Source organism: Kordiimonas lipolytica (assembly GCF_001550065.1).
On the sequence record NZ_LRUB01000030.1, the window covers coordinates 1 to 26,165 of the forward strand.

Here is a 26,165-nt window from a genome sequence, read left to right on the forward strand (position 1 = left end):
CGCGGTGTCGAAATCGTCCACAACATCATTGCCGTGATTGTTGCCGAAGAAGAAGGTGTCCGCACCATCACCGCCGATCAGCAGGTCATTGCCAGCGCCGCCGAACAGTTGGTCGATGCCGTCACCGCCGTCAACCGTGTCATCACCGGCCCCGCCAAAGAGCGTGTCGTTGCCGTCGTCGCCGCTGATGTCGTCATTACCGTTTGACGCGAAGATATTATCGTCGCCGTCACCGCCTTCGATTTCATCTTCACCGTCATCCTTGCCGGCATAGACAACATCGTTGCCGCCGCCAGAGACGATCCGGTCGTCGCCGTCGCCGCCGCCGATCACATCGTCGCCGTTGGCACCGTAAACCTGGTCGTCGCCGCTGCCTGACCAAAGACTGTTGCTGGCGCCGCCGTTGGTGTTTGCCTCACCGTCGTCGAACAGACCGTCACCATCAGCATCGTGCCAGCTGCCGGCTATGACCACATCGTCACCGTCGCCGCCGTAGATTGTGTCATCGCCATCGTCGCCGATACCGTCGTTGTTGAAGTCATCGCCGACAAGGAAGTCGTTGCCTGCGCCGCCGCCAACAATATCGTTGCCGCTGCCGCCTGCGAAGCTGTCGTCGTCATCATCGTCAGCGCCGGCGAAGATTTCATCGTCGTCGTCGCCTCCGTCGATTGTGTCCTTGCCTGACCCGCCGGTCATGAAGTCATTGCCGCCGTTGCCCTTGAGGTTGTCGTTGCCGTTACCGCCCTTGACGCGCTGTGCGGAATCGTCGCCCTCGTGGTCGTCATCCTCGTCGCCACCCTCAAAGTCGTCGTCGTCCAGCTCATTATCGTCGTCGTCAAACTCGAAATATTCCGCGGACAGGTCTTCCAGGTTGGTGTTCTGAAGTGTCAGCGTTTCACCGTTGCCCAACTGAATGACCACGCTTGAGCCGACCTGGCTTGATGCAGCCAGCATTTCTTCGAAGCTGCCGAAGGCGTCGCAGTCATCAAGGTCGATCCGGTCGCCTTCGGCGCCGTTGAAATCGGTCAACACGTCGGATGAGTTCGAGTCGAATTCAAACTCGTCGGCACCTGCGCCGCCCGTTACCGTATCATCGCCGTCGCCACCGTCGATTTCATCATCGCCGTTGCCGCCAGACAGGATATCGGCGCCGTCGCCGCCCTTGATCTCATCGTCGTTGTCACCGCCGTCGAGGACGTCGGCGCCGTTACCGCCTTTGATTTCGTCTTCGCCAGCACCGCCTGAAATGGTGTCGTTGCCGTTTTCACCCTTCAGTTCGTCATGGCCTTCGCCGCCGATCAACTTGTCATTGCCGTCGCCGCCCTTGATTTCATCATCGCCAAGGCCGCCGTCCAGCGTGTCGTCGCCGTCGAAGCCCCGCTGTTCATCATCGTCGTCAGAGCCAAGGATGTCGTCGTCATCTTCGTCGTCGTCCTCGTCCTCGTCCTCTTCATCTTCATCGTCTTCTTCGTCTTCCTCATCGCCTTCCTCGTCGTCGGAAGCATCGTCGTCGTCGATTTCGTCTTCAGAGTCCTCATCGTCTTCTTCGTCTTCAGAGTCGTCCGCATCTTCGGCGTCATCATCTTCTTCATCAGCAACGTCAGCAGCGGCAAAGCGGAAGGAAGAAGCATCAAGATCAGAGAGGGAAGCACCCTGGAGCGTCAGCGTGTCGCCGCCTGGCAGGGCGATAACCACGCCGCCGCCAGAGTCGCTGGAAATGGCCAGCAGATCATCAATGGAATTAATGGTTTCATATTTGCGGAGGTCGACAACATCGCCCTCGCCGGGGTTGAAATCGGTAACGACATCATTACCGCCTCCCCGGATTTTGAAGCGGTCGGCACCGCTGCCGCCAGTGAGGGTGTCGCTGCCGGAGCCGTCTTCCAGTTCATCGTTTCCTGCGCCACCCATCAGCACGTCGTTACCAGCCAGGCCTTCCAACTCATCATTGTTGGCGGTGCCTGTCAGCGTATCGTTGCCGCTTGTTCCAATAAAATCTGTCATGTCCGTTCTCCAGATGAAAAAATCAATGCGTTATCTGGTTAACGGGATAGGAGGAGGGTTTATTCCATTGAAATGAATATTTTTTTGGAAAAACTGAAAAAGCTTAGAAAATTCAGGGTTTTGAAGCCCCTGAAGGCCTCAATCCCAGTTGCCAGTGATGGCTTTTTCTTCGTCGCTCTGGCTAAGGGCGTCGCCTTCCATCATGGACATGATCATGCTGCCGATGGGGTCGGTTGTGGCATCAGATGCAGTGACGAACATCCCATCGTTTGCAGGGGCGACTGCATCTGTCGCGACCACGGCCTTGATGCGCCAGCCACCGTTCTTTCTGCAGGCGATGCCATGTTGCGCGCTATTTGGCGCAGCGGTTGAAAACTCCCGGCAGAATGTCCCATCCGCAGTGCGGAAAGTGGTCAGGGGCATTGCTGCTGCCTGATCTTCAGAGCCGAAACGGACGGCCTGATGGCTGGCCGAGCTTTCAAGCGCTTGATAAAGCGGCGACTGGGGGCTTACCTGGCCCATGGCATAGTCGGTGATGCCACTGCTTTGTGGCATGCCGCCTGTGGACGTGAGGTTCCCGGCGCCAAAGCCGATGAACAAGGCGACCGAAGCCGCAATGGCCTGCGGCACGAACGGACGCTTCCAGAAAGACCTTGAGGCCTGCTCCGGTTGTTTCAGCGTAACCAGATTGTCAGGTCTTTCGGTTTTCTGATGTGCCAGCTTGCGTGCCAGATCATCAACAAGCGCCATCGTGTCCGGGCGGGCTGCCCGCTTCGGGGTGCCTGCCAGGCTGTCAGCGAGAAGGGCATCGGCTGCTCGCATTTTGTCAAGCTGGTCCCGCAGGGCAGGGGAACGCGCCAGCTCGTCTTCGATTGCCCTGGACTTGGTCGGCGAAAGTTCGCCGTCCATGTAGGCCATCAGGTCTGTATCTTCAATCTTCATGTTATCTCTCCCGTCCTCTACCGAACGGCACCACGTTCTCGTTTTGCTGACGCGCTTTTGCGGACAGCTCCGTGAGTTTGGACCGGGCCCTGGCTAGCCTGCTCATTACCGTACCGACAGGTAGCGACAATTGATCCGCCGCTTCCCTGTATGAATATCCTTCAACAACAACCAGCAGCAGGATTTCCCGGTGGTCCTCCTGCATCTGCGACAGAAGGGTTCCCAGTTCGGAAAGCCCGACCGCTGCTGTGGCTTGATTTTCTCCATCGATCCAGGGCTCATCCTTCGGGTTTTCCGGTTTGTCGGTTTCGCCGCGGACCTTCCGGGATCTGATTTCATCCAGCCAAAGGTTCTTTGCTATGCGAAAAAGCCATCTATCCAGATCGGTTCCCTGTGTGAACTGATCGAACTTGGTGAGGGCTCTTTCGATCGTTGAATGCAGCAGGTCTTCACCGTCATGAAGTGTCCCTGTCAGTGAGACCGCATAACGCCTCAGCCTTGGCAGCAGAGCCACCAATTCTTCACGCCATTCGTTGGCAGGGTCATGTTTCATAACTGCGTTCATCACCTTGGTAACGGTAAGCAAGCGGAGTTTATTCCCACTTTTTTAATTTTTTTCAATTTATTATGGCACAGAAAGCGGTTTCCTGCGCGTGTGAGTGTTAATCGGGGTTTATCTACTCAGTAGGGAATAAAATTGTGTGCTTACGCGTTTTCTTAATAGAATGGCGTTAAACGTCACCTGATACAGCGCGTTTGCGCTGTAAATTCGGCCCCCAAACACCTGGAGAACGGGATAATGAATTATAGGCACCTGACATTGCTGTGCGGCTTTAGCGCGCTTGTTGTGTCACAGGTGGCTTTTGCCTTCCCCGATGTCTCCCAGATACCTGACGCGCGCCCTTCTGGGCGTACTTCCGCATATGTGGAAAGTGCCTTGTTCGCTTACTTCGGCCCTGAAGAGGATGAAGCGGAAGACCAGGCTGAAGATGAAGCCGAGGAAGAGGCCGAAGAGGAAGCTGAAGCACAAGCGGAAGCCGAGGCAGAAGCCCAGGCTGAAGCGGAAGCCGAGGCCGAGGCTGAGGCAGAAGCAGAAGAACAGGCCGAAAAAGAGGCAGAAGATCAGGCCGAAGAGGAAGCTGAGGCACAGGCAGAAGCTGAAGCAGAAGCCCAGGCAGAGGCGGAAGCTGAAGCACAGGCTGAAGAAGAGGCTGAAAAGCAGGCTGAAGAGGAAGCCGAAGATCAGGCCGAGGAGGAAGCTGAGGCACAAGCGGAAGCTGAGGCAGAAGCACAGGCTGAAGAAGAGGCTGAAAAGCAGGCTGAAGAGGAAGCCGAAGATCAGGCCGAGGAGGAAGCTGAGGCACAAGCGGAAGCTGAGGCAGAAGCCCAGGCAGAAGCGGAAGCAGAGGCACAGGCCGAAGAAGAGGCTGAAAAGCAGGCTGAAGAGGAAGCCGAAGACCAGGCCGAGGAGGAAGCTGAGGCACAAGCGGAAGCTGAGGCAGAAGCGCAGGCCGAGGCGGAAGCAGAAGCACAGGCTGAGGAAGAGGCTGAAAAGCAAGCTGAAGAGGAAGCGGAAAAACAGGCTGAGGAAGAGGCTGAAGATCGGGCTGAAGAGGAAGCAGAAAAGCAAGCTGAGGAAGAGGCCGAAGACCGGGCCGAAGAGGAAGCAGAAAAGCAGGCTGAGGAAGAGGCCGAAGACCGGGCCGAAGAGGAAGCAGAAAAACAGGCTGAAGAAGAGGCTGAAGACCGGGCCGAGGAAGAAGCGGAAGAGCGGGCAGACGAGCTTCAGGATGCAGCCGAAGAGGCGGCCGAAGAGGCAGAAGATGCTGCAGAAGACGCCGCAGAGGATGCTGAAGATGCGGCTGAGGACGCACGGGAAGCAGCCGAGGAATTCTCAAGGTTTGACGATGAAGATGACAGGGAAGACTTCAAGGAAGACGACGACCTTGATGACGATTTTGACGACGATGATGCGGTCGAACGCCTGAACGGGGCGGAAGATCAGGACCATGATGCCCGATCTGACGCGCGGGACGATGATGACCGGGACGATGATGACAGGGACGACCGGGTCCAGAGGCTGGGTGGCACGGAATACAGAGCCGCAGACTCCATCGTGGCGGAACGCGACATGTTTGAGATTGAAGAAGAGCTTGGCGCGGTCTTTGTCGCAGATGAAGTACTTCTGCTTGCTGAGCGGGAAGCCGCAGAGGCGATAGACCTGTCGTCCTTTGAAGATCGCAATGTGGAATATCTGGCAGGCCTCGACATGGTGCTTGTGCGCGCAAGCAGGTCTGGTGCCCCGGAACTGCAGCGCGACATTGATGATTTGACGGCGGCGCTTGAAAGCGGCGTTGTTGACCGCAACCACCTTTATGTGTCTGAAACTTCTGTTAGCCCGGACGGCGCAGCATCTTCCCCTGCCAGTATGGCCAAAGCGCTGGGCTTTGACGCCTATGCCGTTCCAGGCCTGGTGATTGGGCTGATCGATACGGCGGTCGACACCAGCCATCCATTGTTCCCGGCAGATACGATCGTCGTCCGGGACTTCGTCAGCTACGATGCGCCGCGGCCGCAAGAGCACGGTACGGCAGTGGCCAGTATCCTGATTGGCCAAGGACAGCAAAACCCATTCGGACTTCTCCCGGGGGCGACCCTATATTCAGCAAGTGTTTTCCTCGAAACCGGCAAGGGGCACAAGGTTGCAACCGCAGAAAGCCTAGTGCGGGCGCTTGACTGGATGCTGCAGAATGAGGTTGCTGTGGTGAATATGAGCCTGTCCGGCCCACGGAACCAGCTTTTGGAAATTGCTGTCCGCCGGTCGATCGAACGGGGCATGACAATTGTTGCCGCCGTTGGTAACGCGGGCCCGGGGGCGGCGCCACTCTATCCCGCCGCTATTGAGCCGGTCGTGGCCGTCACGGCCGTTGACGGTGAAGGCCGCGTGTTCCTGCGCGCCAACAGGGGCCAGCACGTAGACCTGTCCGCACCGGGTGTGGCAGTCTTTACCGGCGATCCAGCAGGTAAGTACAAGTCCAACACAGGCACTTCGATCGCGTCGCCATTTGTGGCGGCCATGCTGGCCCGGCTGGCGTCGGAAGAATATCAGGGCGAAGTCAACACAGCATTTGAGGCTATCAAGGCCCAGGCCACAGACCTTGGCAAGCCGGGATTTGATGAAGTCTATGGCTATGGTCTTGCCAGAACACACTCAGAATAAGAACACATTCAGATTAGAGGGGTTACAGGGAACAATTATGTGGAACGCGCGTGAAGTCGCACAGTGGGCTGTGCTTGCAGGGGCTTGTTCGTTGGTGATTGCCGGTGCAGCGAAGGCGGACAGTGGCCTGGAACTCGACCTGGAGTTCGGCGCCGAATATAACGACAACGTCACCATTGATTCCATCGATAGCACCAGCCGTCAGGGCGACAGCCTGTTGCGCATCAGTGGCGCAATCGGCGCACAGGTGTTTGAGAAAGGCGATACAAGTTTCAGCGGTCGCTATAGCTTCTTTCAAAGCATCTATCAGGACCTTTCGAACTTCGATCTGCAGATCCACGGCCTGTCCGCCCGCCTGAAAAGCAAAGTGGGCAAGGTGAATGTGGGCGGCAGCTACCGGTATGACCATATCCGGCTGGACGGTGCAGCATTTCTGGATGTCCATTCGGTGGGGCCCGATATCGGGCTTTTGGTTGCCAAGAAAACCTATCTTACCGCCAGTTACCAGTTTCGGCAGCAGACCTTCGCAGACCCATTGCGGTCAGAACGGAACGCTGACCGGCACAGCGCCGATGCCAAGGTTTATTTCCTGCTGGGCGACGGCAAGAACATCACAACGGGCTACCGCATTAGTCGACAGACCGCCGAAATCGACAGCTTGTCCTACTGGGGGCATAGCTTTGATGCAGGCTACAAGCATCCGTTCAAGCTTGGCAGCAAGGAAGCCACCTTCAGGCTTCGCTATCAGTACCGCCAAAGGGACTATTCCGGTTTTGACGCGGCGATTGGCGATGAACGGCAGGACAAGCGCCATACTGCCAGGGTCAGTCTTGAAGTTCCCCTGACTGAAAGGCTGGAGCTCGGGGCTGAATATAAATATGTGTCTTCGATATCCAACCTGCCGGTCGCTGACTATACAGGCAATTCGGTGCGGGCGTCCCTGAGCTGGTCCTTCTAGGGCTTATGCCTTGCGCAAGCGAAGCGCTCTCCCTGTCTCTGTCTCTGTTATAATCTGGTGCAACGCCACCTGGCGGCTTTTGCCGGCGGCACGATTTTCTGGATCGCGAACCGCGACAGGAAAATCAGGCTGGTGATGAGGTGCTGCCGGTCAAATCCGGCTCTTTCTATGCCCTTGATTGAAGCGATATTGTCTGGATGGCAAGTAATGACAGCCCGGTCGTGCCCAAGCGCGGCCAGCGTCTTGCAACCATACTGCAAAACGGTTGGATAAAGCTTTCTGCCGCGTGCTTCGGCGGCTGTCCAGCAATGGGTGAATAGCGGTGTCTCAGGGGCTTCACTGAGCAAGGTCTTGTAGCGGCTTTCAAACTGGATACAAGAATAGTGCAAAACCGCCTCGCCCGTGCCCACCACCACAAACATCAGGTCATTCTGGCGCAGCCCATCCGCATAATGCCTGTTTTCTTCCGTCAGCACCTGGCCCACGAGCGCTTTGATGGCCGGGTCCTGGATGGTGTGGCGGTTGATCTCCACTAGAGTACCAATTTCTGGTGTGATGTCCTTGTCTGCGACCGTATCTGTCAGCAGGGTGTCGAACACCAGATCCTTGTCGATCCGCACAAGGCGGCTGAACAGGAACCGAAAGAACCCGAAAGGGCCCCGCGTTTTCCAGATGCCGGTCAGGCGTTCAAGGATATAGCCCATTGCCGTGACGCCTCCTTCAGCCGCTATGAGCTCCGGAGGAGCTTCTTGAGTGCCTTCTTGACGCCGAGCTTTTCCAGAACGAATACCAGGGCTGCTTCCAGCCGCAAATTCAATCGGTAGAGAGCGGCGGTAAGGGCGTTTTTGAAACTCCGCGGCAACAGCAGCAGATTGATCTCCTCTCGCTCAGTATTGCCGAATTGCGCCTTATGGTAGCCATAGCCGGTACCGAAGTCGAACAGGCTTGGGGTATTTTCCTGCGCGTAGAGGTCTTCGATCACATGCATCTGCAAAACCGATCCCACAGACCATTTTGACCAGTCGGGGTCGAACCCCACGTCCGTATAATAATAGCAGCCCTCATAAAGATAGCCCAACATGAAGGCCACAGCCTGCCCATCAACGAACAGGATATAGTTCCTGAGCCAGCCTTTCTGGGCTGCATAGTCGAAGGTTTCTTTCAGGTGCGCGCGGTCGCGCAGCCCAAGGCTCAGCAAGCGCCATTGATATGTCTTCTTCGATAGCGGAATGGCATGGTCCAGAAAATCGTCCACGCTCTCCGGCGCTTGGTAACAAGCCGGAACAACGGCCTTGAACTCACGGCTCAGCTTGCGCTGGTCGTATTTGAGGTTGCGGCGTGTCTTGCCGTTCATGCCGCCAAAATAGTCCTCCACCGTTTCCGGCATGCGGATGAATTGGTGCGCGAACGGCTTTCCAACGGGAATGGCCACATATTGGCGCTTGATGGCTTCATCATGCATGATCAGGTCGTAAAGGGCGCTCTCAAGCGGCAGCCCCTCGATGCTTAAGGCACCTTCTGCCGTCAGCTCAGGGCGCAACCTCGCCAACAGGTCGCGGGTGTGCTGGCGATTCTCATCTGCGGTCAAGTCGTCATCTGCAAAAACTGGCCCTTCCCAAAGCTCATGGCGGACCAGCTTTTTCCGAAACCAGACAAGCTCACCAATCTGAAAGGGCAGGGGGCGGTCTTTCGTGAAGACCAGCGCGTAGGCGTAGGCCTTCTCGCGATCACTGCCTGAATAGACGACAACCTCGGCCTGGGGGTGCGTTGCCTTGATCCAGTCAAGATCGTGGCGCAGGTGGAAGCCTTTGGCGCGGCTTTTCATGTGCTGGAATGCCGCCTCAGCGTCCCTGGCGGTCCCGGCGCTGCCAGCATCAATTTTGATCCAGTTCATTGGTCCCTACCTGAGTCCGCCTTCATCTGAGCGTAGCCTCACGGTAAAGGCTACAAAAATCAAGCCTCTAAAGCGATGTGATGCTGTGCGAGGGCGCGAAGTTCTAGCCACGTCGGCGTCAGTACCAGCGAAACAGGTCATTGAGCCTGTTCTCGGCAACCCGCGCCATCACGGATGGAAGCGGCGCGGTGATCTGCGCTGCAGGGCCCGCTGTTGTGGCCTCGGCCCAGATTGGGGCTTTGTCCGTGAAGGTGCTGACGGAAAGGGCTGGGTCTTCGGCAATCAACTGGCAAAGCTTGCGCAGGCGCTTCTGGTTGACCCGGTTTACAGACAGGTCGCTGAAGCTTCTGTCATGGCGCTTAATGAACTCAAAAGGATGGGTCAGCAGCACGATGTCTTTGAGGCCTGCTTTTACCGCGCGGCGGATCACGGCCTTGGTTTCCGATGTGCCGCAGCCTGTGATGGTCAGGTTCTTCCAGTGGGTACGGCCAGCAAGCTTCATGTCAGCGTATCCCAGTACTGGCACTTCGATAGCCTTGCCAATGGTGTGACACCCGTGATCCAGCCTGAGCACAGGGTCATCGCTTTCATGAATCGCTCTGCCGATGGAACTGGAGACAGGAATGCCGAACTCTGCCATTGTGTCATAAACCAGCCGTCCCATCTGAAGGTTCCCGGCCCGGAAGGCCACCGGGTGCGGCACGCCCCAGCGGCGGAATGCTTCACATCCCGTTTCAAACATTTGCCTCAGGCCGCCTTCATCCATTGCCGCGGCGGAATCGCAGACTGGCTGCCCCGGCACATGCCCGGATGCCTGCAGCCACATGGGGTGCAGGTGAAGCTGTATGTCGTGCCCGGCTGAGCGGATGTCGTCGACAACCGGTCGCATGGCGTCAAACCCCAGGTGTGCGGTATGCGCGGCCTCAAGGAAGAACGTGGCTTTCGCGCCTGTTTCATGGAACGTGTCCAGCATGAACCCAAGGCCATGGGATTGGCCACCGATCATGCAGGAAATGGACTGTTCAGTGACGGGGCTGCCTTTGCCGGAAAAAAGCCCCCCGGCGCTGAATTCGGTATCGATGGTGATGAGGATATCGCTCATGTATGCATCAGGTGCCAGAGACCGTGGGGGTATCGTCGTCCTGAAGCTTGAAGATGTCCTCAACAGGCACGCCGAAATATTTCGCGATCTTGAGCGCGATGATGGTCGACGGCACGAAGCGGCCCACCTCAATGGTGCTGATGGTTTTCCGGGTGACGCCGATCTTTTCGGCCAGTTCCGCCTGGCTCATACGGTATTCGGCCCGGTAAACACGGATGCGGTTGTCGAGACTGGTCACGGCGCATCCTCCCCATACTCATCATCTTCTTCCGTATCCCGGCTCAGAATAAAGAAACTGATGCTGAAGACGTAAAGCGAGACCATGAGCGCGATCTGGATGAAAAAGGCTGCGGGCTGGTCTGTGAAGATTTTCCCCGAAAGGACCTGAAGCGCAAGCAGGGTAACGAAGGTGACGCTGAAGGCCAGCGTCGAGGCACGCGTCAGCATATCCTTGACGAAGCTTTCGGGTTCCTGACAGCCCGGACGGTGTCGGAAGGCCCCGATGCGCATCAGCGACCAGACAGCAGGCGCCACAATCAGGATCACCAGAATGCCGAGCGGCTTCTGAATGAGGTCAAGCGTTTCGGCCAGGTCGCTAGCCACAAGATGTTCGGCGGTGCCGATACTGTAGGACACTGCAAGAAGGAAGGTACCCACAGCCGTACGCTGCATGAATTTTTCAATGGTTTGTGCGGCAGAGGGTGTGGCTGTCATGCGGTTGCTCCGGCAGTTTAGGTGCGAAATGAAACCTAAAGGTTACACCTAAGGGGCTTGCGGGTGGAAGTCAAGCCGCGGCACAATCGCGACAGAATGATCCCGTTCAGGTTAGACTGGGCTTGCAAATATGCCCGCGCATGCCACATTGACACCAATCGGGATTATAGCCTCTCAGGGAGAGATGAGTGATGAGTAAACAGGAACAATATGAGCTGGTTGCCGAGCAGCTGCGTGCGGTTCTCGAAGGCGAAACAAATGTGACCGCCAGAATGGCGACTGTCTCTTGCCTGCTGTCTGAGGCGTTTGGTGAAACATACTTCTGGACCGGTTTTTACGTTGTTGACCCTGAAAAGGACAACGAGTTGGTTGTCGGCCCCTATCAGGGCACGCTTGGCTGCTTGCGCATCCCATTCGGCAAGGGCGTATGCGGCGCGGCTGCAGCGACGGGTGAAACCCAGGTTGTTGAGGATGTCCACGCGTTTCCGGGGCACATCGCCTGCGACAGCCGCTCCAATTCTGAAATTGTGGTGCCGGTACGTGACAAGACAGGCAAGCTGATCGCTGTTTTGGATGTGGACTCCACGAAATATGGCTCGTTCGACGAAGTCGATAAGCAACACCTTGAAAGCCTGATGGCTGACCTTTTTGCCGCCTGATAAACCAGACAAGGGAGACAATGGCGTGAAATATCTTCACACGATGGTCCGGGTAACGGATCTGGACGAATCGATGGATTTCTATTGCAACAAGCTGGGGCTTGTGGAAGTGGGCCGCAAAGAAGTGCCGGCCGGTCGCTTTACACTTGTATTTTTGGCGGCGCCCGGGGATGAAGAAGCCCAGGTGGAACTGACGTACAATTGGGACCCTGAGGAGTATGGCTCAGGCAGGAATTTTGGCCATTTGGCCTATGCGGTTGATGATATTTATGATATCTGTCAAAGACTTATGGACAAGGGTGTAACCATTAACAGGCCGCCTCGGGATGGCAGGATGGCATTCGTGCGCAGCCCTGATAATATCTCCATTGAGCTTTTGCAGAAGGGTGATGCTCTCCCCGCGCGCGAGCCATGGAGCAGCATGCAAAATACTGGCGAATGGTAATAGGCGAGTGGTAATAAGGTTGAAAACTACCCCAAATTAAGGACAAATTTTCGGGGTGTTAACCAAGTCTTTATGGATTCACGCCTCAATAGTAGTCTTAGGGGATGCGTAAGGGGATAATCTTTGCAGCTTCACTGGTCTGACAGGATTTCGTTCAAGCTGGCACGGACAGCGGTGATCATCGCGTTCGCCGTTGGGCTGGTTTTGTCGGCGGGTCAGGTGTATCTGGATTACCTCGAAGAAGGCGGCATTCTTGATCAGAAAGTGAACAAGAGCCTTCAGGTGGCCGAAAAAGCGGCTACGCGTGCCGTGCTTATCCTCGATAGTGATTTGGCGCAGGAAGTTGTCTCCGGCCTCATGGAATATGAGTATGTGGCCGAGGCCGCAATCCTGGACGACCACGGGTCGATCCTTGCGGGTGACCAGGCCGACACCACCAATTTCGGCCCCGCCAGCGTGAACTATGCGCGCTTCTTCATCGATGACGTGAAAACCTACATCTTCCCGCTGGACCTGCCGGACACCATGGCCGAGCGTCCCGGTAGCCTGCGTGTGGTGATTGACCGCGCAGTGGGCCTGCAGCCCTTTTTCTCGCGGGCGGTGACCACATTCCTGTCTGGCTTTGTGCGGAACCTTCTTCTGGTGATGCTGCTTTATTTCGCGTTCCACCAGGGGCTGACAAAACCCCTCGCGCAGATCGTGGAGAAAATTTCCTCGATCAGCCCGGAACATCCCGGCGAGCAGCGGATCAGCGTGCACAAGCGCCACAAGAAGGACGAACTGGGCCTTTTGGCAGGCCAGATCAACCTGGCGTTCGACGCTGTGCAGGTACTGCTCGATAACCTGCGGTCCACCAACAAGGCTCTTTCGTCATCTGAGGAAGCGCTGAGGAAGCGGTCCTGGGAGCTGGAGCAGGAGGTCGAGCGCACCAAGAAAACCTCAATGGAACTGATCGTTACCAAGGAGCAGGCAGAGGCCGCGAACCGCGCCAAATCTGTTTTCCTGGCAAATGTCAGCCACGAGCTTCGGACACCGCTCAATGCCATTATCGGTTTCTCATCCATCATGGCTGACCAGATGTTCGGCCCCATCGGGCATGAGAAATATCGCGAATATCTGCAGGATATCCGTTCATCCTCGGAACATCTTTCCGACGTGCTCGGCGAAGTGCTCGATTTGGCGAAAATCGAGGCCGGCCAGTTCAAGATGGAAGAGGAAGAGGTGGATATGAACAAGCTCTTCCACGAAAGCCATGCGCTTGTAACCGGCCAGGCGCAGCAGAAGGGCCTGAAGATCAAAATGGAGGTGCCGGACGGCCTGCCGATGGTTTATGGCGACCGCCTGCGCATCAAACAATCTGTGCTGAACCTGCTGTCGAACGCCGTGAAATTTACGCCTGAAGGCCGCGGCCATGTTACGCTCAAATCTTGGATGGACGATGAAGGCCGGATGGCGATCAAGGTGTCTGACCATGGCATCGGCATCCCGGAAGAAGAGCAGCAGCTTGTCTTCTCGCCCTTTATGCGCTCAGCCTCCGCGCTCAGCCGCTCCCACGAGGGCACGGGCCTTGGCCTGTCGCTTGTGAAGGCCTTTATCGACATGCATGGCGGCGATATCGAGCTTGAGAGCGAGGTCGATGTCGGCACCCGCTTCACCATCTTTATCCCGGCATCGCGTGTGCTGGTGGCGGACGGTGAAAAAGAAGCAGAGCCTGCAGCAGACCAGACTGCCTGACCGGGGGATTTACGATGAAATCGATAATGTGTGCAGCGCTTGCGCTTGGGCTCAGCCTGCCTGTGACTGCGGGTGATGATCCTGTTGCTTTGGTAAGCGAATTGTTTGACGGTATGCGGGCAGGCGACGGCGATGCCATTCGCGCGATGGTCTTGCCGGGCGCGAAGCTGGACCGTTTGAAGAAAGACGGCACCATCCACCAGGGCACATTTGAGAAATGGGCCGCCTGGGTGGATACGCTGGAGCCTGGCCAGGCAGACGAGCAGGTCTTTGGCGTGAAGATTCTGCAGGCGTCGGATGATCTGGCCACCGTTTGGGCGCCTTTCCAGGTGTCATTTGATGGCGAGATGGTCGGGTGCGGTGTGAACCAGTTCACCATGGCCCGGTCTGAAGGGGGCTGGAAAATCCTCTATGGGATCGATCAGCCAACCGGTGAAGACTGTACTAAATTTCGTCGTCAAATCGAGGGTCAGTAACCCAATATTCGGTAAATACCAGCGAATGGTCCAGGACGCCGTCATTTTTGACCGGCACAATCAGGCTTTCTGCATTCTTATGCTCTTTCTCAAACACCTGTGACTGGGTCGCGAACATCTTCCCGTGGTCGATCAGATGCTGTCCGGCGGTCCGCCAGCGTTCGAACAGCGGGGCGGGCAAGTGGTTTCGCCCGGTCTTGCCGGATATCTCAATGGTGGTTTCCGCAATCTCGCCGGCCAGGACCTTGGCGACAAAGTCGGTGACTTGCCCATCTGCGATGAAGAACTCAAAGAAGGATGCGTGGCGAATGAAGGGGGCGAGCTTTGGCGCGGTCACATGGGCGCGGTCCAGCATGCCATCGGTGTCCAACCGTTCCTGTGCCCATGCCCGGGCTTTTATCAGCACAGGGCGCGTTAGCTCCTGAGCGCTGATATAGCGGACTTCAACATTATCTGACACAGAGTTAGGCACCGACTTCCCCATCCTCCTCAAAACTCAAGCTTGCAGTCTATGCAGGGTCAGGCGCCAAAGCAAGAACGGCGGCTGCCAATTCGGAGCCGCCGTTCAAGATTGTTGCTGGCAGGATTGTTGCTGGCCAGCTTATCAGGCAGCGTCGAGCGCCTGTGCCAGGTCTGCAATCAGGTCGTCAGCGTTTTCCACACCCACGGAAATCCGGAGCATGCTTTCGGTGATGCCAAGGCGGACCTTCACATCGTCCGGCACGTCAGCGTGGGTCATGGCGAACGGGTGTTCCATCAGGCTTTCGGTGCCGCCAAGGCTGACCGCCAGCTTGATGATCTGCAGCGCGTCCAGCACGCGGAAGGCCGCGGCTTCGTCGCCGTCAATATCGAACGCGAAGGTAGAGCCGGCTGCGCCGCCGCACTGGTCGCGGAAAATGTGGTAGCTGGGGTGGTCTTCGCCCAGGAACCCCAGATAATGCACCTTCTTCACCTTCGGGTGGTCGCGCAGATATTCGGCAATCTGCTTGGCGTTCTCTGCCGCTGCAGTCATGCGCAGCTTCAGCGTTTCAAGCGAGCGCATCAACAGCCAGCCGGTGTGTGGGTCACACATGGTGCCCAGGATGGTGCGGAAACCCATCACCGGCCCCATCACATCCATGTTGCCGATTGCTGCACCGGCGACAACGTCGGAATGGCCGCCAACATATTTGGTCAGGCTGTAGATAACGATATCCGCGCCGTGCTCAAGCGGGCTTTGCCACACAGGGCCCAGGAATGTGTTGTCGGTCATGATCACCGGGCGGTGGCCGGTCTCTTCACCCAGCTTGTCTGCCTGGTCGCGGCAGGCGTGCAGGTCAATCAGGCCATTCGTCGGGTTGGCGGGCGTTTCAGTGTAGATCACCGCCACGCGGCCCAGCTTTTTCGCTTCTTCAAGGGCAGGTGCCAGCGTTGGCTTGTCGCCGCCGGCTTCAAACTCGACAGCCTTGATGCCGAATTCCGGCAGGATGTTGCGGATCAGGAATTCGGTGCCGCCATAGATGGGCGCGGAATAAACGATCACGTCGCCCGGGCGCAGGTAGGCCCACAGGCAGGTGGAAATCGCCGCCATGCCGCTTGAGAATGTCAGGCCTTTTTCGGCATCTTCCCAAAGCGCGAGCCGGTCTTCCAGAACCTCAAGGTCAGGGTTGTTGATGCGGGAATAAATCAGGCCCGGCTCTTCGCCCTCGGCCGCCTGGCGCTTACCGTAAGCCAGCTCGAAGAATTCTTTGCCATGCTTTGCGCTCTCGAACACGAAAGTGGACGTCATGAACACTGGCGGTTTCAGCGAGCCTTCGGACAGGGCTGGGTCATAGCCATAACCCATCATCTGGGTTTCCGGGCTCAGCTTGTGATTGCCGATCATTTTTTTACGGTAGTTTTTCCGGCTAGCGGTCATTGGGGCGTCCTTCATCAACTTATTCTTTTGCGTCTGACGACAATTTCTTTGGCGTCTTTGTCTGCGAAATTTGACGAATGTGCAACCAGATTTTGGAATGGCGGCCATTAATTAGCCAAGGCTGGCTGCGGCTTTGGCGCCTCTGGCGCCTTTTGGCTGTGCACTGAGTAACACGGTCGGGCAGGGCGTCGATTGTTGCTGTGCTCAGGAATATCAGGCGGTTCGGTGCTGTCCCCTTGCAGCGTCCCGTGACTACCGCCTTATGCGGCACGGGCGAAACCAAGCCAAAGATATTTTTTGTGCAGCGTTGGTTGCCGTTCGCCGTCGGCCCGATAGGGGCACATCTCCCCTAGGCAGGTCAGACCTGCTGTAGTAAAGCTACGCCTTTACAAAGTAGCGACTTTGGGGGCAATCGTTTGATCCGGGAAGTTCGGCAATATTTAGATGGTCTTACAGGCGGTGAAGGCGCAGTGAACGTGCTTCATGCTGTGCACCGCGCCGAGCTCCTCTCAGACGCAGACTATGTCTGGCCATGGCTGCGCTGGCCGCAAGTGATCGCGGACGGCGCGGGGACGGCGGGTGTGGTTGACGCGCTGTGCGAAGCGGCTGACACGACAGGCCTTTCCCCACTTGAAGCAGATATCGTCCGTCAGGGCCTCGCGCTCAGGCAGGCGTCCCCCGACCTAAAGGCGACCGAAGCGCTGTTCGCCACGCCGAAGGTGGTGCTGTCCCGGATTGATGGCATGAATCCGGTCGTGCTTCTGGAACTGGCCCTTCTGGCGTATCTGGAGAAGCGCTGGCGCATTCTTGAAGTCGCGGCTGTTAAACTGTTGACCGTGAAGCCGTGGCGCAAGGACGCAGCCCTTTCAGAGCGTGTCGAAGACTTGCTGTTCGAGCTTCTGGTTTTTGCCATCTATCGGCCTGCGATGCCGTCCTTTGTGAAGGACCCAACTGCGCTGGTGACGCGGCTTGAGAACCTTGCATCAGCCAGCCATGTGGCGGATGTGCTGGCCCGCGACAGCATCGCTGCAACCACCTTCTGCGCCAACAGGCTGGCGCTTGAAGGCAAATTTGACGAGGCTCTCGTGCTCTATGCTAGGGCGAACGCGAGAGACGGATTCCGGACACCCGTGTTCCAGCAGGCACAGGTGCTGTTGCCTGTTGGTGAACTGGAGGCCAAGGCTGCCCTAGAAATTGATGGCTGGATCGATGACCATGTGACGTCTGATATTGTTTTTCGCCACGCGCCGGAAGGCGAGCATGCCGTGATGGTTGCCTGCGAACAGCGCTATTTTGACTGGTACGGTGAACTGTATGCTGCGGTGATGGCGGAAACCAACCCGGGCGCACTGATTCATTTCCATTTCATCAACGTGGCCGATACCAGGGCGCAAATGGAAGCGCGGCTTGCTGCTTGGGAATCAGCTTACAATATTCGCCTGAATTACACCCTTGAAACCAACCGCATCGCGCGCGAGCACCCGGCCCAAATTGAAGGCATCTGCGTATGTACGCGCTATCTGCATCTGCCCACCTATCTTGAGAGGTACGAAGGCGTGACCATAACCGATATTGACGGCTGGCTTGACGCGCCGGTCGCCCAAGTCGCCGATTTTGGCTACAAAGACCTTCTGATTAGCAGCTGGATATGGCGCAAGAACAGCGGCTATTGGCGGCTGCCATGGGGCAACCTGGCAGGCGGGTTTATTTCCTTCGCAGGCACGGAAAAAGGCCAGCGTTATGCGTGCCTTGTGTCACGCTATATTCAGGAAATCTATCACCGAAACGCCCTTGTTGGCAGGCCGCTCTTTTATGCGGACCAAGCAGGCTTGTTCCTATGCCTGCTTCATGCCATCAAGGACTTCGAGCTTGATTTCGGTTTCCTTCTGGGCGGATTTGAGCAGAGCACTGAACAGCGTTACGGCTCCCGGCATGAAGGTAAACAACTGGCAATGAAAGCCAAGATAGAAGAATTGCGCCAGAATAAGGCGACCAGCGAAGGCCAGAATAAGGCGACCAGCGAAGGATAGAGTGTGACACAGTACCGAAACGTAATTTTGCTGGCGCTCGCGCAGGCCTGTTTCCTTGCCACCAGCATGACAATGGTAACCTTTGCGGGGCTTGCGGGCATTGCCGCCGCGCCTGACCCGAAGTATGCGACACTTCCCGTCACGCTCTCAATCGTATCAACCGCGCTTACAACAGCGCCCATGTCCATCATCATGCAGCGCACCTCGCGCCGGTTCGGCTTCCGCCTGGGCGCGGCCATCGGCGTTCTGTCCGCGCTGATGATGACCTATGCGGTCTATAGTGGCAGCTTTATTCTTCTGTGTGTGGGCGCGCTGATGGTTGGGCCGTTTCAGTCCAGCGCGCAATATTACCGCTTCGCGGCGGCTGAAAGCGTGCCGGCAGACAAATCCTCGAGGGCAATTTCCTTCGTGCTGATCGGCGGGCTTGTGGCGTCCTTCTTTGTGCCGACGCTGTGGCGCTTCTTCGGCGACCTGTTTGAGGGCGTAGACTATATGGGCGCGTTCGTTTTTGCGGCTGTTGTGGTGGCTTGCGTGTTCATCCCTGTGGCCTTCCTGCGGCCGCTTGAGGAAGCTTTTGATGTCGGGAGTGACAATGCCAAAGAGGAAGACGCACGTCCGATGGGGGCGATCGTGCGCCAGCCCGGCTTTATTGTGGCTGTGGTCAACGCCGCCCTTGGCTATGCCATGATGAGCTTTGTCATGACCGCTACGCCGCTGGCGATGGAGATCTGCCGGATCGGTGAGGCAAGCCCTGAGGTAATCCAGCAGCACGTGATCGCCATGTTCCTGCCCAGCCTGTTCACAGGCTTCCTGATCCAGCGCTTCGGGCTGTTTTCCATCCTGCTGGTGGGGCATATGGCCTTTGCCGTGGCCTTCATGACGGCGCTTTCGGGCATTGAAGTGATGCATTTCTCTGTCGCGCTTATTGCGCTTGGGCTTGGCTGGAACTTCTGTTTTGTGGGCGGCACCACGCTTCTGACCCGTGTGCACACACAGGCAGAGAAGGGCAGGGTGCAGGGCCTGAATGAATTTCTGGTTTTCTCCACCACCGGGGTTGCGTCCTTCGCCGCGGGCCTTATCTTGAACCTCTACGGCTGGCAGACCGTGAACCAGGCCGCCTTTGTCATGCTTGTGATCGCCTCCGCCATTACGCTCGTATGGGGAATGGCGGGACAGTTGCGGGCAAGGCGAGGCAGGCTATGAACCTAGACTTGGATGCGCAGGAGTTGGAGCTTCTCCGTAGGTTAAAAACGGATGTGTCGCAAATATCGGTATATAAAACCGAACCCTATCCGTCGGCAGTCTCATTTGAACTTTCAAATGGCGGCGTTGTCACCTTGACGGCAAGGAGCGAAGATGTTGCGCCACGATTTGAGGTTTTCCCTCTTCAGGTGACGGACCGCCGAATAGCAGGGGATGCTGACCTCGTAATTCCCTGTGGGAAAGTTGCTAGGGTAGAAGTCCTGAAGAAGGCGGAGTGGGACGAGCCCGCATCGTCGGCAGTGATAGAAGATCTGCTGGGGCAAGCAGATGGGGCCACACTTCAATGTGAAGGAGGGGCTTCCGACACGCCTGAAAATGCGATTAATAGAGTCAGGCTGGATGCAGGAATAAGGTGCCGCCTTGCTGATGGAAAGGAATTTGCGGTCGCAACTTCCATGTTCCCATTTTCGCTGTATGTAGCTGACTGTGGATTTTCGGAGCCGTTAGATTTAGGCATATATGACTTTGTCAAATTGGACTGATAGGGAGCATTAAATGATCATCGTTCTTTCACCGGCCAAGAAGCTTGATTTCGAAAGCGAAAACTTTGCGAGCGACGCCGGTCAGCCAAAACTGATGACCGAGGCGGAGGAGCTGGCAGGCTACGCCAAGAAACTGAAGGCGCATGACCTTAAGGCGATGATGGGCATTTCCGACAATCTGGCAGAGCTCAATGTGGCGCGCTTCAAGGCTTTTGAGGCGCCCTTTACAACAGCCAACGCCCGCCCAGCACTCGATGCCTTCCAGGGCGACGTTTATGTGGGGCTGGACGCCGCGAGCCTGTCTGATCAGGACCGCGCGTTCGCCAATGACCATGTGCGCATCCTCTCTGGCCTCTATGGCGTGCTGAAGCCCCTGGACCTGATGCAGGCCTACAGGCTTGAAATGGGCACCAAATTCAAGACCGAGAGAGGCCCGAACCTATATAGCTTCTGGGACACCAAGATCGCGGAAGCCCTGAACGAGGACCTTGAAGGCGATGGTGTGCTGATCAATCTGGCATCAAACGAATATTTCAAGGCGGTCAAGCCGAAGGCGCTGAAGGCGCGGGTGATTACGCCGGTGTTCAAGGAAATCAAGGATGGCCGCGCGCGTGTCGTTTCCTTCATGGCCAAGAAGGCGCGGGGCCTGATGACCCGCTATGTGATCGACAACCGCCTGACGGATCCTGAAGCCCTGAAGAAGTTCGACGTGGGCGGGTACAAGTTCGATGCGGCGGCATCAAGTGATGATCAGTGGGTCTTCTCCCGCCCTCAACCGTGACGAAAGCGGCCCTCAAAACAACATTTGATGTATCTTGTCATCCCCTGTTATAACGTCTCCTGAGACTTGGTGATGGGGGTAGCATGAACAGGGTTGTTTATCTCAGCTTGACGCTTTTTTTGGTCGCTGTGCCGTTAGGTTTGGCCTGGTCCAGCATGCTGAAGCCTGCGCCTGCGCCTTTGGAGACGCGCGAAAGTTACCGCGACAAGATCGCCATTGAGGGGCTTTTCGCTGTTCGCGGGACAGAAGGCAAGCAATCAGGCATTCCTGTCGTTTGGTTCCGCCTCAGGAACAATGGGCAGCGAACCGTTGATGAGGTGCGCGTGCATGTGAACTTCCTCAATAAGTATGGCGATATCGTCCATGAGGTGGACTTTCATCCGGTGCACACAGGCGCTTATGGTTTCGAGAAAGTCGAGCCGCTTGGCCCCGGCGATGTCTGGCAAATGTCGAATATTCGCTATTATATGCCCCAGGGTGTGCCGCACACCTGGAAGCCTGGTGCCGTGACAGCCCACGTGGAAAGCGTGCGTTTCAAAGAATAGCTCAGTTCGTCGCGCCAGACAGGCAGATAAACAATAGTTGTTTAGACAGCGCGGGCAGGAGCGTTATACTCCGCCACGATAAAAGATTCTGTGAGGGGATTTCCGATGGACTTCAAATTGAATGGCCAGACCGTTTCCTATGACGGCGACGGCGAGATGCCGCTTCTGTGGTATCTGCGTGACCTGGCAGGCATGACCGGCACAAAATTTGGCTGTGGGGCTGGGCTTTGCGGCTCCTGCACTGTGCATGTGGACGGCATGGCAACCCGCTCCTGCCAGACCTGGATGGCTGACGTGGAAGGCACAGAGGTGACAACCATTGAAGGCCTTGGGGACGGTGACACATTGCACGCCCTCCAGATCGCTTGGGCGGAAAATGACGTGCCTCAGTGCGGCTATTGCCAGTCTGGCCAGATCATGCAGGCGGCATCCCTTTTGAAGGACAACCCGAACCCCTCTGACGCGGATATCGATGAAGCCATGTATGGCAATATCTGTCGCTGCGGCACGTACCAGCGGATCAAGAAAGCGATCCGCGATGTGGCCTCGGGCAAAGTGAAGGGAGGCAAGCTATGAATTTCATGGTTGAAAATATCTCCCGTCGTGGCGCGCTGAAGACCCTTGGTGTGGCGACCGGCCTTGTGGTTGCGGCGCCGATTATTGCCAAAGGCGTTCGCGCCGAAGCCATGGGCACGGCCGGACAGCTTGAAAATTCCGCCTATCTGACGATTGCCCTGGACGGCACGGTTCACATCTTCATCCACCGGGTGGAAATGGGACAGGGCAGCCGCACCGGCCTGCCGCAGATCATCGCCGATGAGCTGGAGGCAGATTGGTCGCGCATTGTGTTTGAACCCGCCTATGGCGACAAGAAGTTTGGCGACCAGAACACGGATGGGTCTACCTCCATCCGGAAATTCTATGAGGCCTTCCGCGCCGCAGGCGCCGGCGCGCGCCAGATGCTGGAACAGGCGGCAGCCGCCCATTGGGGCGTTTCGCCTGCTGATGTGGAGGCAAAGAACCACCGTATCCACAATAAGGTGACGGGCGCGTCTGAAGACTTCAGCGCATTTGTTGATGCAGCATCCAAGCTTGAGGCACCGTCCGCTGACGCGCTCAAGCTCAAGTCCAACCCGGACTGGAACCTGATCGGCAAGCCCGTGCGCAACATCTATATGAAAGATTTTGTCACGGGCAGCAGCGTGTTTGGCCAGGACGTGCGGCGCGAGGGCATGCTCTATGCCGTGGCAGCCCGCCCACCTGTGGTTGGCGGCAAAGTTACAGCCTACAACAAAGAGGCCGCCATGGCGGTCAGCGGTGTTGTGGACGTTGTGGAACTGCCAGCGCTCACGCTGCCAGCGTCTTTCAAACCGCTTGGTGGGGTGGCGGTTCTCGCAACCAACACCTGGGCTGCAATGAAAGGCCGTGAGGCGCTTGAAGCCCAGTTTGAAGGCGGTGAGAATGCGTCCTATGACACCACCGAATATGAAAAAACGCTGTGGGAATCGATTGACGGTGACGGCATCACGCACGTGGACCGGGGCAATGCGCCAGCCGCGATTGAGGCGGCAGACAAGGTCTTATCCGCAGACTATTTCGTCGCGCACCAGCACCATATGACCATGGAGCCACCGGCGGCGACCGCCGAATGGCAGGGCGACGACCTGAAGATGTGGGTGTGCTGTCAGGACCCGCAGTCTGTTCAGCAAACTGTGGCCGCGTTTGTCGGTAAAAAGCCCGAGGAAATCTATGTCGAGGCAACACTGCTGGGCGGTGCGTTCGGGCGCAAGTCAAAACCGGACTTCGCAGCCGAAGCAGCCATCCTGGCCAAGCATGCCATGAAGCCTGTGAAGATGGTGTGGACCCGTGAAGACGACGTGCATCACGGTTACTATCACACTATTTCTGCCCAGCGCGTGACCGCAGGCATGGACGGTTCGGGCACTGTAACCGCCTGGAACCACAAAGCGGCCTATCCATCCATTGGCGGGACTTTCAACCCGGCGGCGGACGGTCCGGGCAGCTTTGAACTGGGCCTTGGCCTTCTGGATCTGCCGTTCGACGTTGAAAACCTGCGCGTGGATGCCGGTAGCGCGAAAGCCCATGCCCGTATCGGTTGGCTCAGGTCTGTGACCAACATCCAGCAGGCATTTGCCATTGGCTCTTTCGTGGACGAACTGGCCAATGAGGCAGGCAAGAACACGGTTGATATGTGGATGGAAATGATCGGCAGTGACCGCAAGCTGAACCCGACCCAGGACATGCCGAACCTTCTGAAGGGCGAACAGCGCTCCAGCTACTCAAACTATGGTGAATCGCTTGAACGCCATCCTGTTGATACGGCGCGCCTCAAGGCAGTGCTCAAGAAAGCTGCTGATATGTCCGGCTATGGCAAGAAAATGCCAAAAGGCCGCGGCATGGGCATCAGCGTGCATCGCAGCTTTGTCTCCTATGTCGCCTGCGCGCTGGAGGTGGAAGTTTCTGACGCGGGCGAGCTGAAGGTGCATAACGCCTGGATGGCAATCGATTGCGGCGTTGCCGTGAACCCGGACCGGGTGAAAGCCCAGATGGAAGGGGCTGTTGTGTTTGCGCTTTCCCATGCGCTGCACGGTGAAATCACGTTCGAGAATGGCGCGGTGGTGCAATCGAACTTTGATGGCTATCCGGTCTGCCGGATCGACGAAGCGCCACACGTGGAAACCGCCATCATCCAGTCTCATGCCGCACCGGGCGGTGTGGGCGAACCCGGTGTGCCGCCGGTGGCTGCAGCCCTTGCAAACGCCATTTTCCAGGCAAGCGGCAAGCGCATCCGCCGCCTGCCGATCAAGTATCAGCTGATGGATTGAGCCACAGTGAACAGAACAGTGAACAGATAAGGAAAAAGGCGCCGTTCGGCGCCTTTTTTGATGGTGACCTACATCCAGGCTTTTCTGGATGCTTCCACTTCATACAGGATACAGTCGCGCCAGGCGTCCGCATCCGAAAGCGACATGAAGGGCACATAAAGCATTTGTCCGGCCAATTTGATTTTCAGCGTTGCAAGCTTTCTGCGTCGTTGGCTGGGGCTTTGGGTCAGTGTGACGGTCTGTACCTTGTGGAATGGGAAAACAGTGGTGCGCGTTCCAACGATACCATAGCGGACGATCCCAATTTCGCCGTTGGTCCAATAGCCATACCGTTGGTAGCGCAGCATCACCACAGGTGTCATCACAAGCGGAAGCGCAAGGACCAGAAGCCCTGCAGCCCCATTATAGGCAACTAGCGGCGCAGCTGCGATGAGGGCAGGTAGGAGGAACCAATAGGACATGACTTTCCAGATGAAAAATCTGTCAACAGGGTTGAGCTTCAGGTTTCGCCAGTCGATATCGCCAAATAGGCGGTCGGACAATGGCTGGTAAAAGGATGGCAGGACACTGGGGATGATGAAACTGGATTTCTTGTTTTGGGGGGCGTTGCCACCTATGCCGAAACCCACCTGTTTCAAAACCAGATGCCATCGCCCCAGCAACAGCGCGGGCCACGGTTGGTTGATCTGCAGGCTTTGCGCCTTGGTTTCCGGCACGCTGGTCTCAAGCCGTTCAAACAGGCCGGTCGTGCGGTGATAGCGTCCGTCTGCATACGCCAGCCGGAACTTGTAAAAGACGACAATCGCGCCCAGCACGGAAAAAAGGGTCAACAGCGCCACAATGGCCAGCAGCCCGGCTGCGAACAGGAGGCCTAGCACAGCCTTGTCATCACCCGTTATGGGAATGACCGAATTTTCGATAAAGGCCTCGGCATCCTTTTCCCAGGCGTCGAACTGCTGGAAAATGGCACCAATGGCCACACCGGCCACCACCCAGATATTGTTGTTGGACAGGCCGTACCGCGCCAGCTCGGACATCGGCTGCTCCAGGAGAAGCTCCTCTTCGGCGGCGGGTGCGACCGAGTCTCCGTCTGTTGCTGTATCCTGTTCTGGCGTCGCGTGTGCCTGGGTGTTGTCCCGCCGCTCCAGAACCGCTCGGCGGATGTCCTGTGCGAGTGGGGTGGGAATGCCCGCCAAGCTGACTTCCTCGTCACGTGACCCAGCGCTTTCAAGCGCGAGCGCCACAAGGCCGAACGGGCGGAAATAGAAAGGTTCCTTGACCACCACATTCTGGATTCGGTCGAACGACAGGGTCAGCCGCTTTTTGTTGAACACACCGCGGTTGATCAGGAAGGTCTGGCCGTCGAGCCGGAACTGGAAATTGAGGTAACTCAGGATGCCGCTGAGGAGCAGGATCACAGATGCCCCTGCCGCGATGGCGCCCAGGATCAACCACCTGTTGTCGCCGGTGAAGATGGCAACACCACCCAGGTAGGCCACATTCTGGATGCCGTTTTTGGCAAAGCCGACAACAAATTTGACGATGAAATGGATGATGGCTGCGGGTGCAAGCCTGTTCCAGGCCTGGCTTTTCAGGCTTTCAAGTGTGGCGGCAGACGGATCAGGCGCGGTCATCGGCTTCCCCCGCCAGCTTGAGCACGAAGGACTTGAGCTTTGTGGCATCGTCTTCACTCAGCGCCGGAATTTTCATGTCGGCAGATCCGCCGCCCGCAGTGAAAAACTTCAGCGTCGACAGGCCAAAGAATCGCTCAATGGGGTTGCGCTCAACCTCCACATGCTGGATGCGGTTGAAGGGCAACGCGACGCGCTTCTGCCAGATCACGCCGGACATGTAATGGATGTCCTGCTCGCGGACGGCATATCCCGCGTGCCGCGCTTCAAGCGAACAGATAATAAAGATGAACGGCAGTACAGCAAGCGGCAAGGCAAAGCCCCAAGGGGCGGCAAGGAAGCTGCTTTCAATCTTGCCGATGGCCAGAAGCACGGTGAAGGCGATGCTGGGAATGGCCCAGATCATAAGGCTTTCGGTAACAAGTTTCAGCGCGTACCGGGCATGCAGGGGTTCAAAATTGATGTCGCTGGCCGTCGGGATTTCGTGCGCCGGCACTTGTGTGTTTGAAAAGCTATGCTCTGCCACTGATATGTCCCCCATC

Annotated in this window: 25 protein-coding genes; 13 read left to right on the top strand and 12 right to left on the bottom strand. The window is 57.0% G+C overall.

Annotated features, from left to right (window positions below; translation table 11 throughout):
- The 3 genes from KORM41_RS22290 to KORM41_RS15045 form a co-directional block, all read right to left on the bottom strand.
- Positions 1 to 2,004 (bottom strand): calcium-binding protein (locus tag KORM41_RS22290; protein ID WP_269448968.1); only part of this gene is annotated, 2,004 nt, incomplete at its 3' end.
- A 138-nt stretch (positions 2,005 to 2,142) separates the two neighbouring features.
- Positions 2,143 to 2,946: an anti-sigma factor family protein gene (locus KORM41_RS15040; RefSeq protein ID WP_068147010.1), complete on the bottom strand. Its 804-nt coding sequence runs from the start codon at positions 2,944 to 2,946 to the stop codon at positions 2,143 to 2,145.
- 1 nt (position 2,947) lies between these two features.
- A complete protein-coding gene (locus KORM41_RS15045) occupies positions 2,948 to 3,511 on the bottom strand; it encodes an RNA polymerase sigma factor (RefSeq protein WP_231727206.1) in 564 nt (187 codons plus the stop codon).
- Positions 3,512 to 3,745: 234 nt separating this feature from the next.
- Here KORM41_RS15045 and KORM41_RS15050 point away from each other — a divergent pair, with 234 nt between their 5' ends.
- Together KORM41_RS15050 and KORM41_RS15055 are read left to right on the top strand one after the other, a co-directional pair.
- Entirely contained in the window at positions 3,746 to 6,166 is a 2,421-nt protein-coding gene (locus tag KORM41_RS15050; RefSeq protein ID WP_068149917.1) for a S8 family serine peptidase, read from the top strand.
- A 37-nt stretch (positions 6,167 to 6,203) separates the two neighbouring features.
- Positions 6,204 to 7,124, top strand: coding sequence for an outer membrane beta-barrel protein (locus KORM41_RS15055; protein WP_068149920.1), 921 nt, complete (start codon positions 6,204 to 6,206; stop codon positions 7,122 to 7,124).
- A 47-nt stretch (positions 7,125 to 7,171) separates the two neighbouring features.
- Here the strand turns inward: KORM41_RS15055 and KORM41_RS15060 are convergent, their stop codons facing one another.
- From KORM41_RS15060 to KORM41_RS15080, 5 genes are all read right to left on the bottom strand, one after another.
- Complete coding sequence (locus KORM41_RS15060) at positions 7,172 to 7,828, bottom strand: hypothetical protein (RefSeq protein ID WP_068149923.1); 657 nt, start codon at positions 7,826 to 7,828, stop codon at positions 7,172 to 7,174.
- A 23-nt stretch (positions 7,829 to 7,851) separates the two neighbouring features.
- Positions 7,852 to 9,018 carry a GNAT family N-acetyltransferase gene (locus KORM41_RS15065; RefSeq protein WP_068149926.1) on the bottom strand — a complete coding sequence of 389 codons (1,167 nt, stop codon included), beginning with the start codon at positions 9,016 to 9,018 and terminating at the stop codon, positions 7,852 to 7,854.
- Positions 9,019 to 9,136: 118 nt separating this feature from the next.
- A complete protein-coding gene (locus KORM41_RS15070; protein ID WP_068149929.1) occupies positions 9,137 to 10,120 on the bottom strand; it encodes a polysaccharide deacetylase family protein in 984 nt (327 codons plus the stop codon).
- A gap of 7 nt (positions 10,121 to 10,127) precedes the next feature.
- Complete coding sequence (locus KORM41_RS15075) at positions 10,128 to 10,358, bottom strand: helix-turn-helix transcriptional regulator (RefSeq protein ID WP_082719969.1); 231 nt, start codon at positions 10,356 to 10,358, stop codon at positions 10,128 to 10,130.
- Complete coding sequence (locus tag KORM41_RS15080; protein ID WP_068149934.1) at positions 10,355 to 10,834, bottom strand: hypothetical protein; 480 nt, start codon at positions 10,832 to 10,834, stop codon at positions 10,355 to 10,357. Before KORM41_RS15080 ends, KORM41_RS15075 begins: the two co-directional genes overlap by 4 nt.
- 191 nt (positions 10,835 to 11,025) lie before the next feature.
- Between KORM41_RS15080 and KORM41_RS15085 the strand changes: the two genes are divergently transcribed.
- The 4 genes from KORM41_RS15085 (at position 11,026) to KORM41_RS15100 (ending at position 14,148) form a co-directional block, all read left to right on the top strand.
- The gene (locus KORM41_RS15085) at positions 11,026 to 11,493 is read left to right on the top strand and encodes a GAF domain-containing protein (RefSeq protein WP_068149939.1); all 468 of its coding nucleotides are present in this window, start codon (positions 11,026 to 11,028) and stop codon (positions 11,491 to 11,493) included.
- Positions 11,494 to 11,518: 25 nt separating this feature from the next.
- Positions 11,519 to 11,938: a VOC family protein gene (locus KORM41_RS15090; RefSeq protein ID WP_068149942.1), complete on the top strand. Its 420-nt coding sequence runs from the start codon at positions 11,519 to 11,521 to the stop codon at positions 11,936 to 11,938.
- Between the two features lie 123 nt (positions 11,939 to 12,061).
- Positions 12,062 to 13,672 carry a sensor histidine kinase gene (locus tag KORM41_RS15095; RefSeq protein ID WP_068149944.1) on the top strand — a complete coding sequence of 537 codons (1,611 nt, stop codon included), beginning with the start codon at positions 12,062 to 12,064 and terminating at the stop codon, positions 13,670 to 13,672.
- A gap of 14 nt (positions 13,673 to 13,686) precedes the next feature.
- The gene (locus KORM41_RS15100; protein ID WP_068149947.1) at positions 13,687 to 14,148 is read left to right on the top strand and encodes a nuclear transport factor 2 family protein; all 462 of its coding nucleotides are present in this window, start codon (positions 13,687 to 13,689) and stop codon (positions 14,146 to 14,148) included.
- On the opposite strand, the gene KORM41_RS15105 is transcribed toward KORM41_RS15100, so the two are convergent.
- Complete coding sequence (locus tag KORM41_RS15105; protein WP_068149948.1) at positions 14,117 to 14,608, bottom strand: hypothetical protein; 492 nt, start codon at positions 14,606 to 14,608, stop codon at positions 14,117 to 14,119. The two genes, KORM41_RS15100 and KORM41_RS15105, sit on opposite strands and share 32 nt — an antisense overlap.
- Positions 14,609 to 14,752: 144 nt before the next feature.
- Positions 14,753 to 16,045, bottom strand: coding sequence for a cystathionine gamma-synthase family protein (locus KORM41_RS15110; protein WP_068150109.1), 1,293 nt, complete (start codon positions 16,043 to 16,045; stop codon positions 14,753 to 14,755).
- 416 nt (positions 16,046 to 16,461) lie between these two features.
- On the opposite strand from KORM41_RS15110, the gene KORM41_RS15115 reads away from it, so the two are divergent.
- The 7 genes from KORM41_RS15115 to KORM41_RS15145 all read left to right on the top strand — a co-directional run bounded on the left by KORM41_RS15115 (position 16,462) and on the right by KORM41_RS15145 (position 23,992).
- On the top strand, positions 16,462 to 18,075 hold the full coding sequence (locus KORM41_RS15115; RefSeq protein ID WP_068149952.1) for a glycosyltransferase family protein: 1,614 nt from the start codon (positions 16,462 to 16,464) through the stop codon (positions 18,073 to 18,075).
- A gap of 3 nt (positions 18,076 to 18,078) precedes the next feature.
- The gene (locus KORM41_RS15120) at positions 18,079 to 19,278 is read left to right on the top strand and encodes an MFS transporter (protein WP_156432003.1); all 1,200 of its coding nucleotides are present in this window, start codon (positions 18,079 to 18,081) and stop codon (positions 19,276 to 19,278) included.
- Positions 19,275 to 19,820 carry a hypothetical protein gene (locus tag KORM41_RS15125; RefSeq protein ID WP_068149958.1) on the top strand — a complete coding sequence of 182 codons (546 nt, stop codon included), beginning with the start codon at positions 19,275 to 19,277 and terminating at the stop codon, positions 19,818 to 19,820. Before KORM41_RS15120 ends, KORM41_RS15125 begins: the two co-directional genes overlap by 4 nt.
- 13 nt (positions 19,821 to 19,833) lie before the next feature.
- Positions 19,834 to 20,601, top strand: a complete 768-nt coding sequence (gene yaaA / locus KORM41_RS15130; protein ID WP_068149963.1) for a peroxide stress protein YaaA — start codon at positions 19,834 to 19,836, stop codon at positions 20,599 to 20,601.
- A gap of 83 nt (positions 20,602 to 20,684) precedes the next feature.
- Positions 20,685 to 21,146, top strand: coding sequence for a hypothetical protein (locus tag KORM41_RS15135; protein WP_068149966.1), 462 nt, complete (start codon positions 20,685 to 20,687; stop codon positions 21,144 to 21,146).
- Positions 21,147 to 21,251: 105 nt separating this feature from the next.
- Entirely contained in the window at positions 21,252 to 21,722 is a 471-nt protein-coding gene (locus KORM41_RS15140; protein ID WP_068149969.1) for a (2Fe-2S)-binding protein, read from the top strand.
- Positions 21,719 to 23,992 (top strand): xanthine dehydrogenase family protein molybdopterin-binding subunit, encoded by a 2,274-nt coding sequence (locus KORM41_RS15145; protein ID WP_068149973.1) that lies wholly within the window; start codon positions 21,719 to 21,721, stop codon positions 23,990 to 23,992. The genes KORM41_RS15140 and KORM41_RS15145 overlap by 4 nt, the downstream gene beginning before the upstream one ends.
- Before the next feature lie 68 nt (positions 23,993 to 24,060).
- Here the strand turns inward: KORM41_RS15145 and KORM41_RS15150 are convergent, their stop codons facing one another.
- Together KORM41_RS15150 and KORM41_RS15155 are read right to left on the bottom strand one after the other, a co-directional pair.
- Positions 24,061 to 25,626 (bottom strand): PH domain-containing protein, encoded by a 1,566-nt coding sequence (locus KORM41_RS15150; RefSeq protein ID WP_068149976.1) that lies wholly within the window; start codon positions 25,624 to 25,626, stop codon positions 24,061 to 24,063.
- On the bottom strand, positions 25,613 to 26,164 hold the full coding sequence (locus KORM41_RS15155) for a PH domain-containing protein (RefSeq protein WP_068149979.1): 552 nt from the start codon (positions 26,162 to 26,164) through the stop codon (positions 25,613 to 25,615). The genes KORM41_RS15150 and KORM41_RS15155 overlap by 14 nt, the downstream gene beginning before the upstream one ends.
- Between the last annotated feature and the right edge of the window lies 1 nt (position 26,165).

Bases quoted from the DNA above. Each gene is read 5' to 3' on its own strand.
- KORM41_RS15140 (WP_068149969.1), top strand. From the start codon at position 21,252: ATGGACTTCAAATTGAATGGCCAGACCGTTTCCTATGACGGCGACGGC.
- KORM41_RS15050 (WP_068149917.1), top strand. From the start codon at position 3,746: ATGAATTATAGGCACCTGACATTGCTGTGCGGCTTTAGCGCGCTTGTT.
- KORM41_RS15070 (WP_068149929.1), bottom strand. From the start codon at position 10,120: ATGAGCGATATCCTCATCACCATCGATACCGAATTCAGCGCCGGGGGG.
- KORM41_RS15125 (WP_068149958.1), top strand. From the start codon at position 19,275: ATGAACCTAGACTTGGATGCGCAGGAGTTGGAGCTTCTCCGTAGGTTA.
- KORM41_RS15150 (WP_068149976.1), bottom strand. From the start codon at position 25,626: ATGACCGCGCCTGATCCGTCTGCCGCCACACTTGAAAGCCTGAAAAGC.
- KORM41_RS15110 (WP_068150109.1), bottom strand. From the start codon at position 16,045: ATGACCGCTAGCCGGAAAAACTACCGTAAAAAAATGATCGGCAATCAC.
- KORM41_RS15060 (WP_068149923.1), bottom strand. From the start codon at position 7,828: ATGGGCTATATCCTTGAACGCCTGACCGGCATCTGGAAAACGCGGGGC.
- KORM41_RS15135 (WP_068149966.1), top strand. From the start codon at position 20,685: ATGAACAGGGTTGTTTATCTCAGCTTGACGCTTTTTTTGGTCGCTGTG.
- KORM41_RS15145 (WP_068149973.1), top strand. From the start codon at position 21,719: ATGAATTTCATGGTTGAAAATATCTCCCGTCGTGGCGCGCTGAAGACC.
- yaaA (WP_068149963.1), top strand. From the start codon at position 19,834: ATGATCATCGTTCTTTCACCGGCCAAGAAGCTTGATTTCGAAAGCGAA.
- KORM41_RS15100 (WP_068149947.1), top strand. From the start codon at position 13,687: ATGAAATCGATAATGTGTGCAGCGCTTGCGCTTGGGCTCAGCCTGCCT.
- KORM41_RS15045 (WP_231727206.1), bottom strand. From the start codon at position 3,511: ATGAACGCAGTTATGAAACATGACCCTGCCAACGAATGGCGTGAAGAA.
- KORM41_RS15155 (WP_068149979.1), bottom strand. From the start codon at position 26,164: ATGGGGGACATATCAGTGGCAGAGCATAGCTTTTCAAACACACAAGTG.
- KORM41_RS15085 (WP_068149939.1), top strand. From the start codon at position 11,026: ATGAGTAAACAGGAACAATATGAGCTGGTTGCCGAGCAGCTGCGTGCG.
- KORM41_RS15040 (WP_068147010.1), bottom strand. From the start codon at position 2,946: ATGAAGATTGAAGATACAGACCTGATGGCCTACATGGACGGCGAACTT.
- KORM41_RS15055 (WP_068149920.1), top strand. From the start codon at position 6,204: ATGTGGAACGCGCGTGAAGTCGCACAGTGGGCTGTGCTTGCAGGGGCT.
- KORM41_RS15080 (WP_068149934.1), bottom strand. From the start codon at position 10,834: ATGACAGCCACACCCTCTGCCGCACAAACCATTGAAAAATTCATGCAG.
- KORM41_RS15065 (WP_068149926.1), bottom strand. From the start codon at position 9,018: ATGAACTGGATCAAAATTGATGCTGGCAGCGCCGGGACCGCCAGGGAC.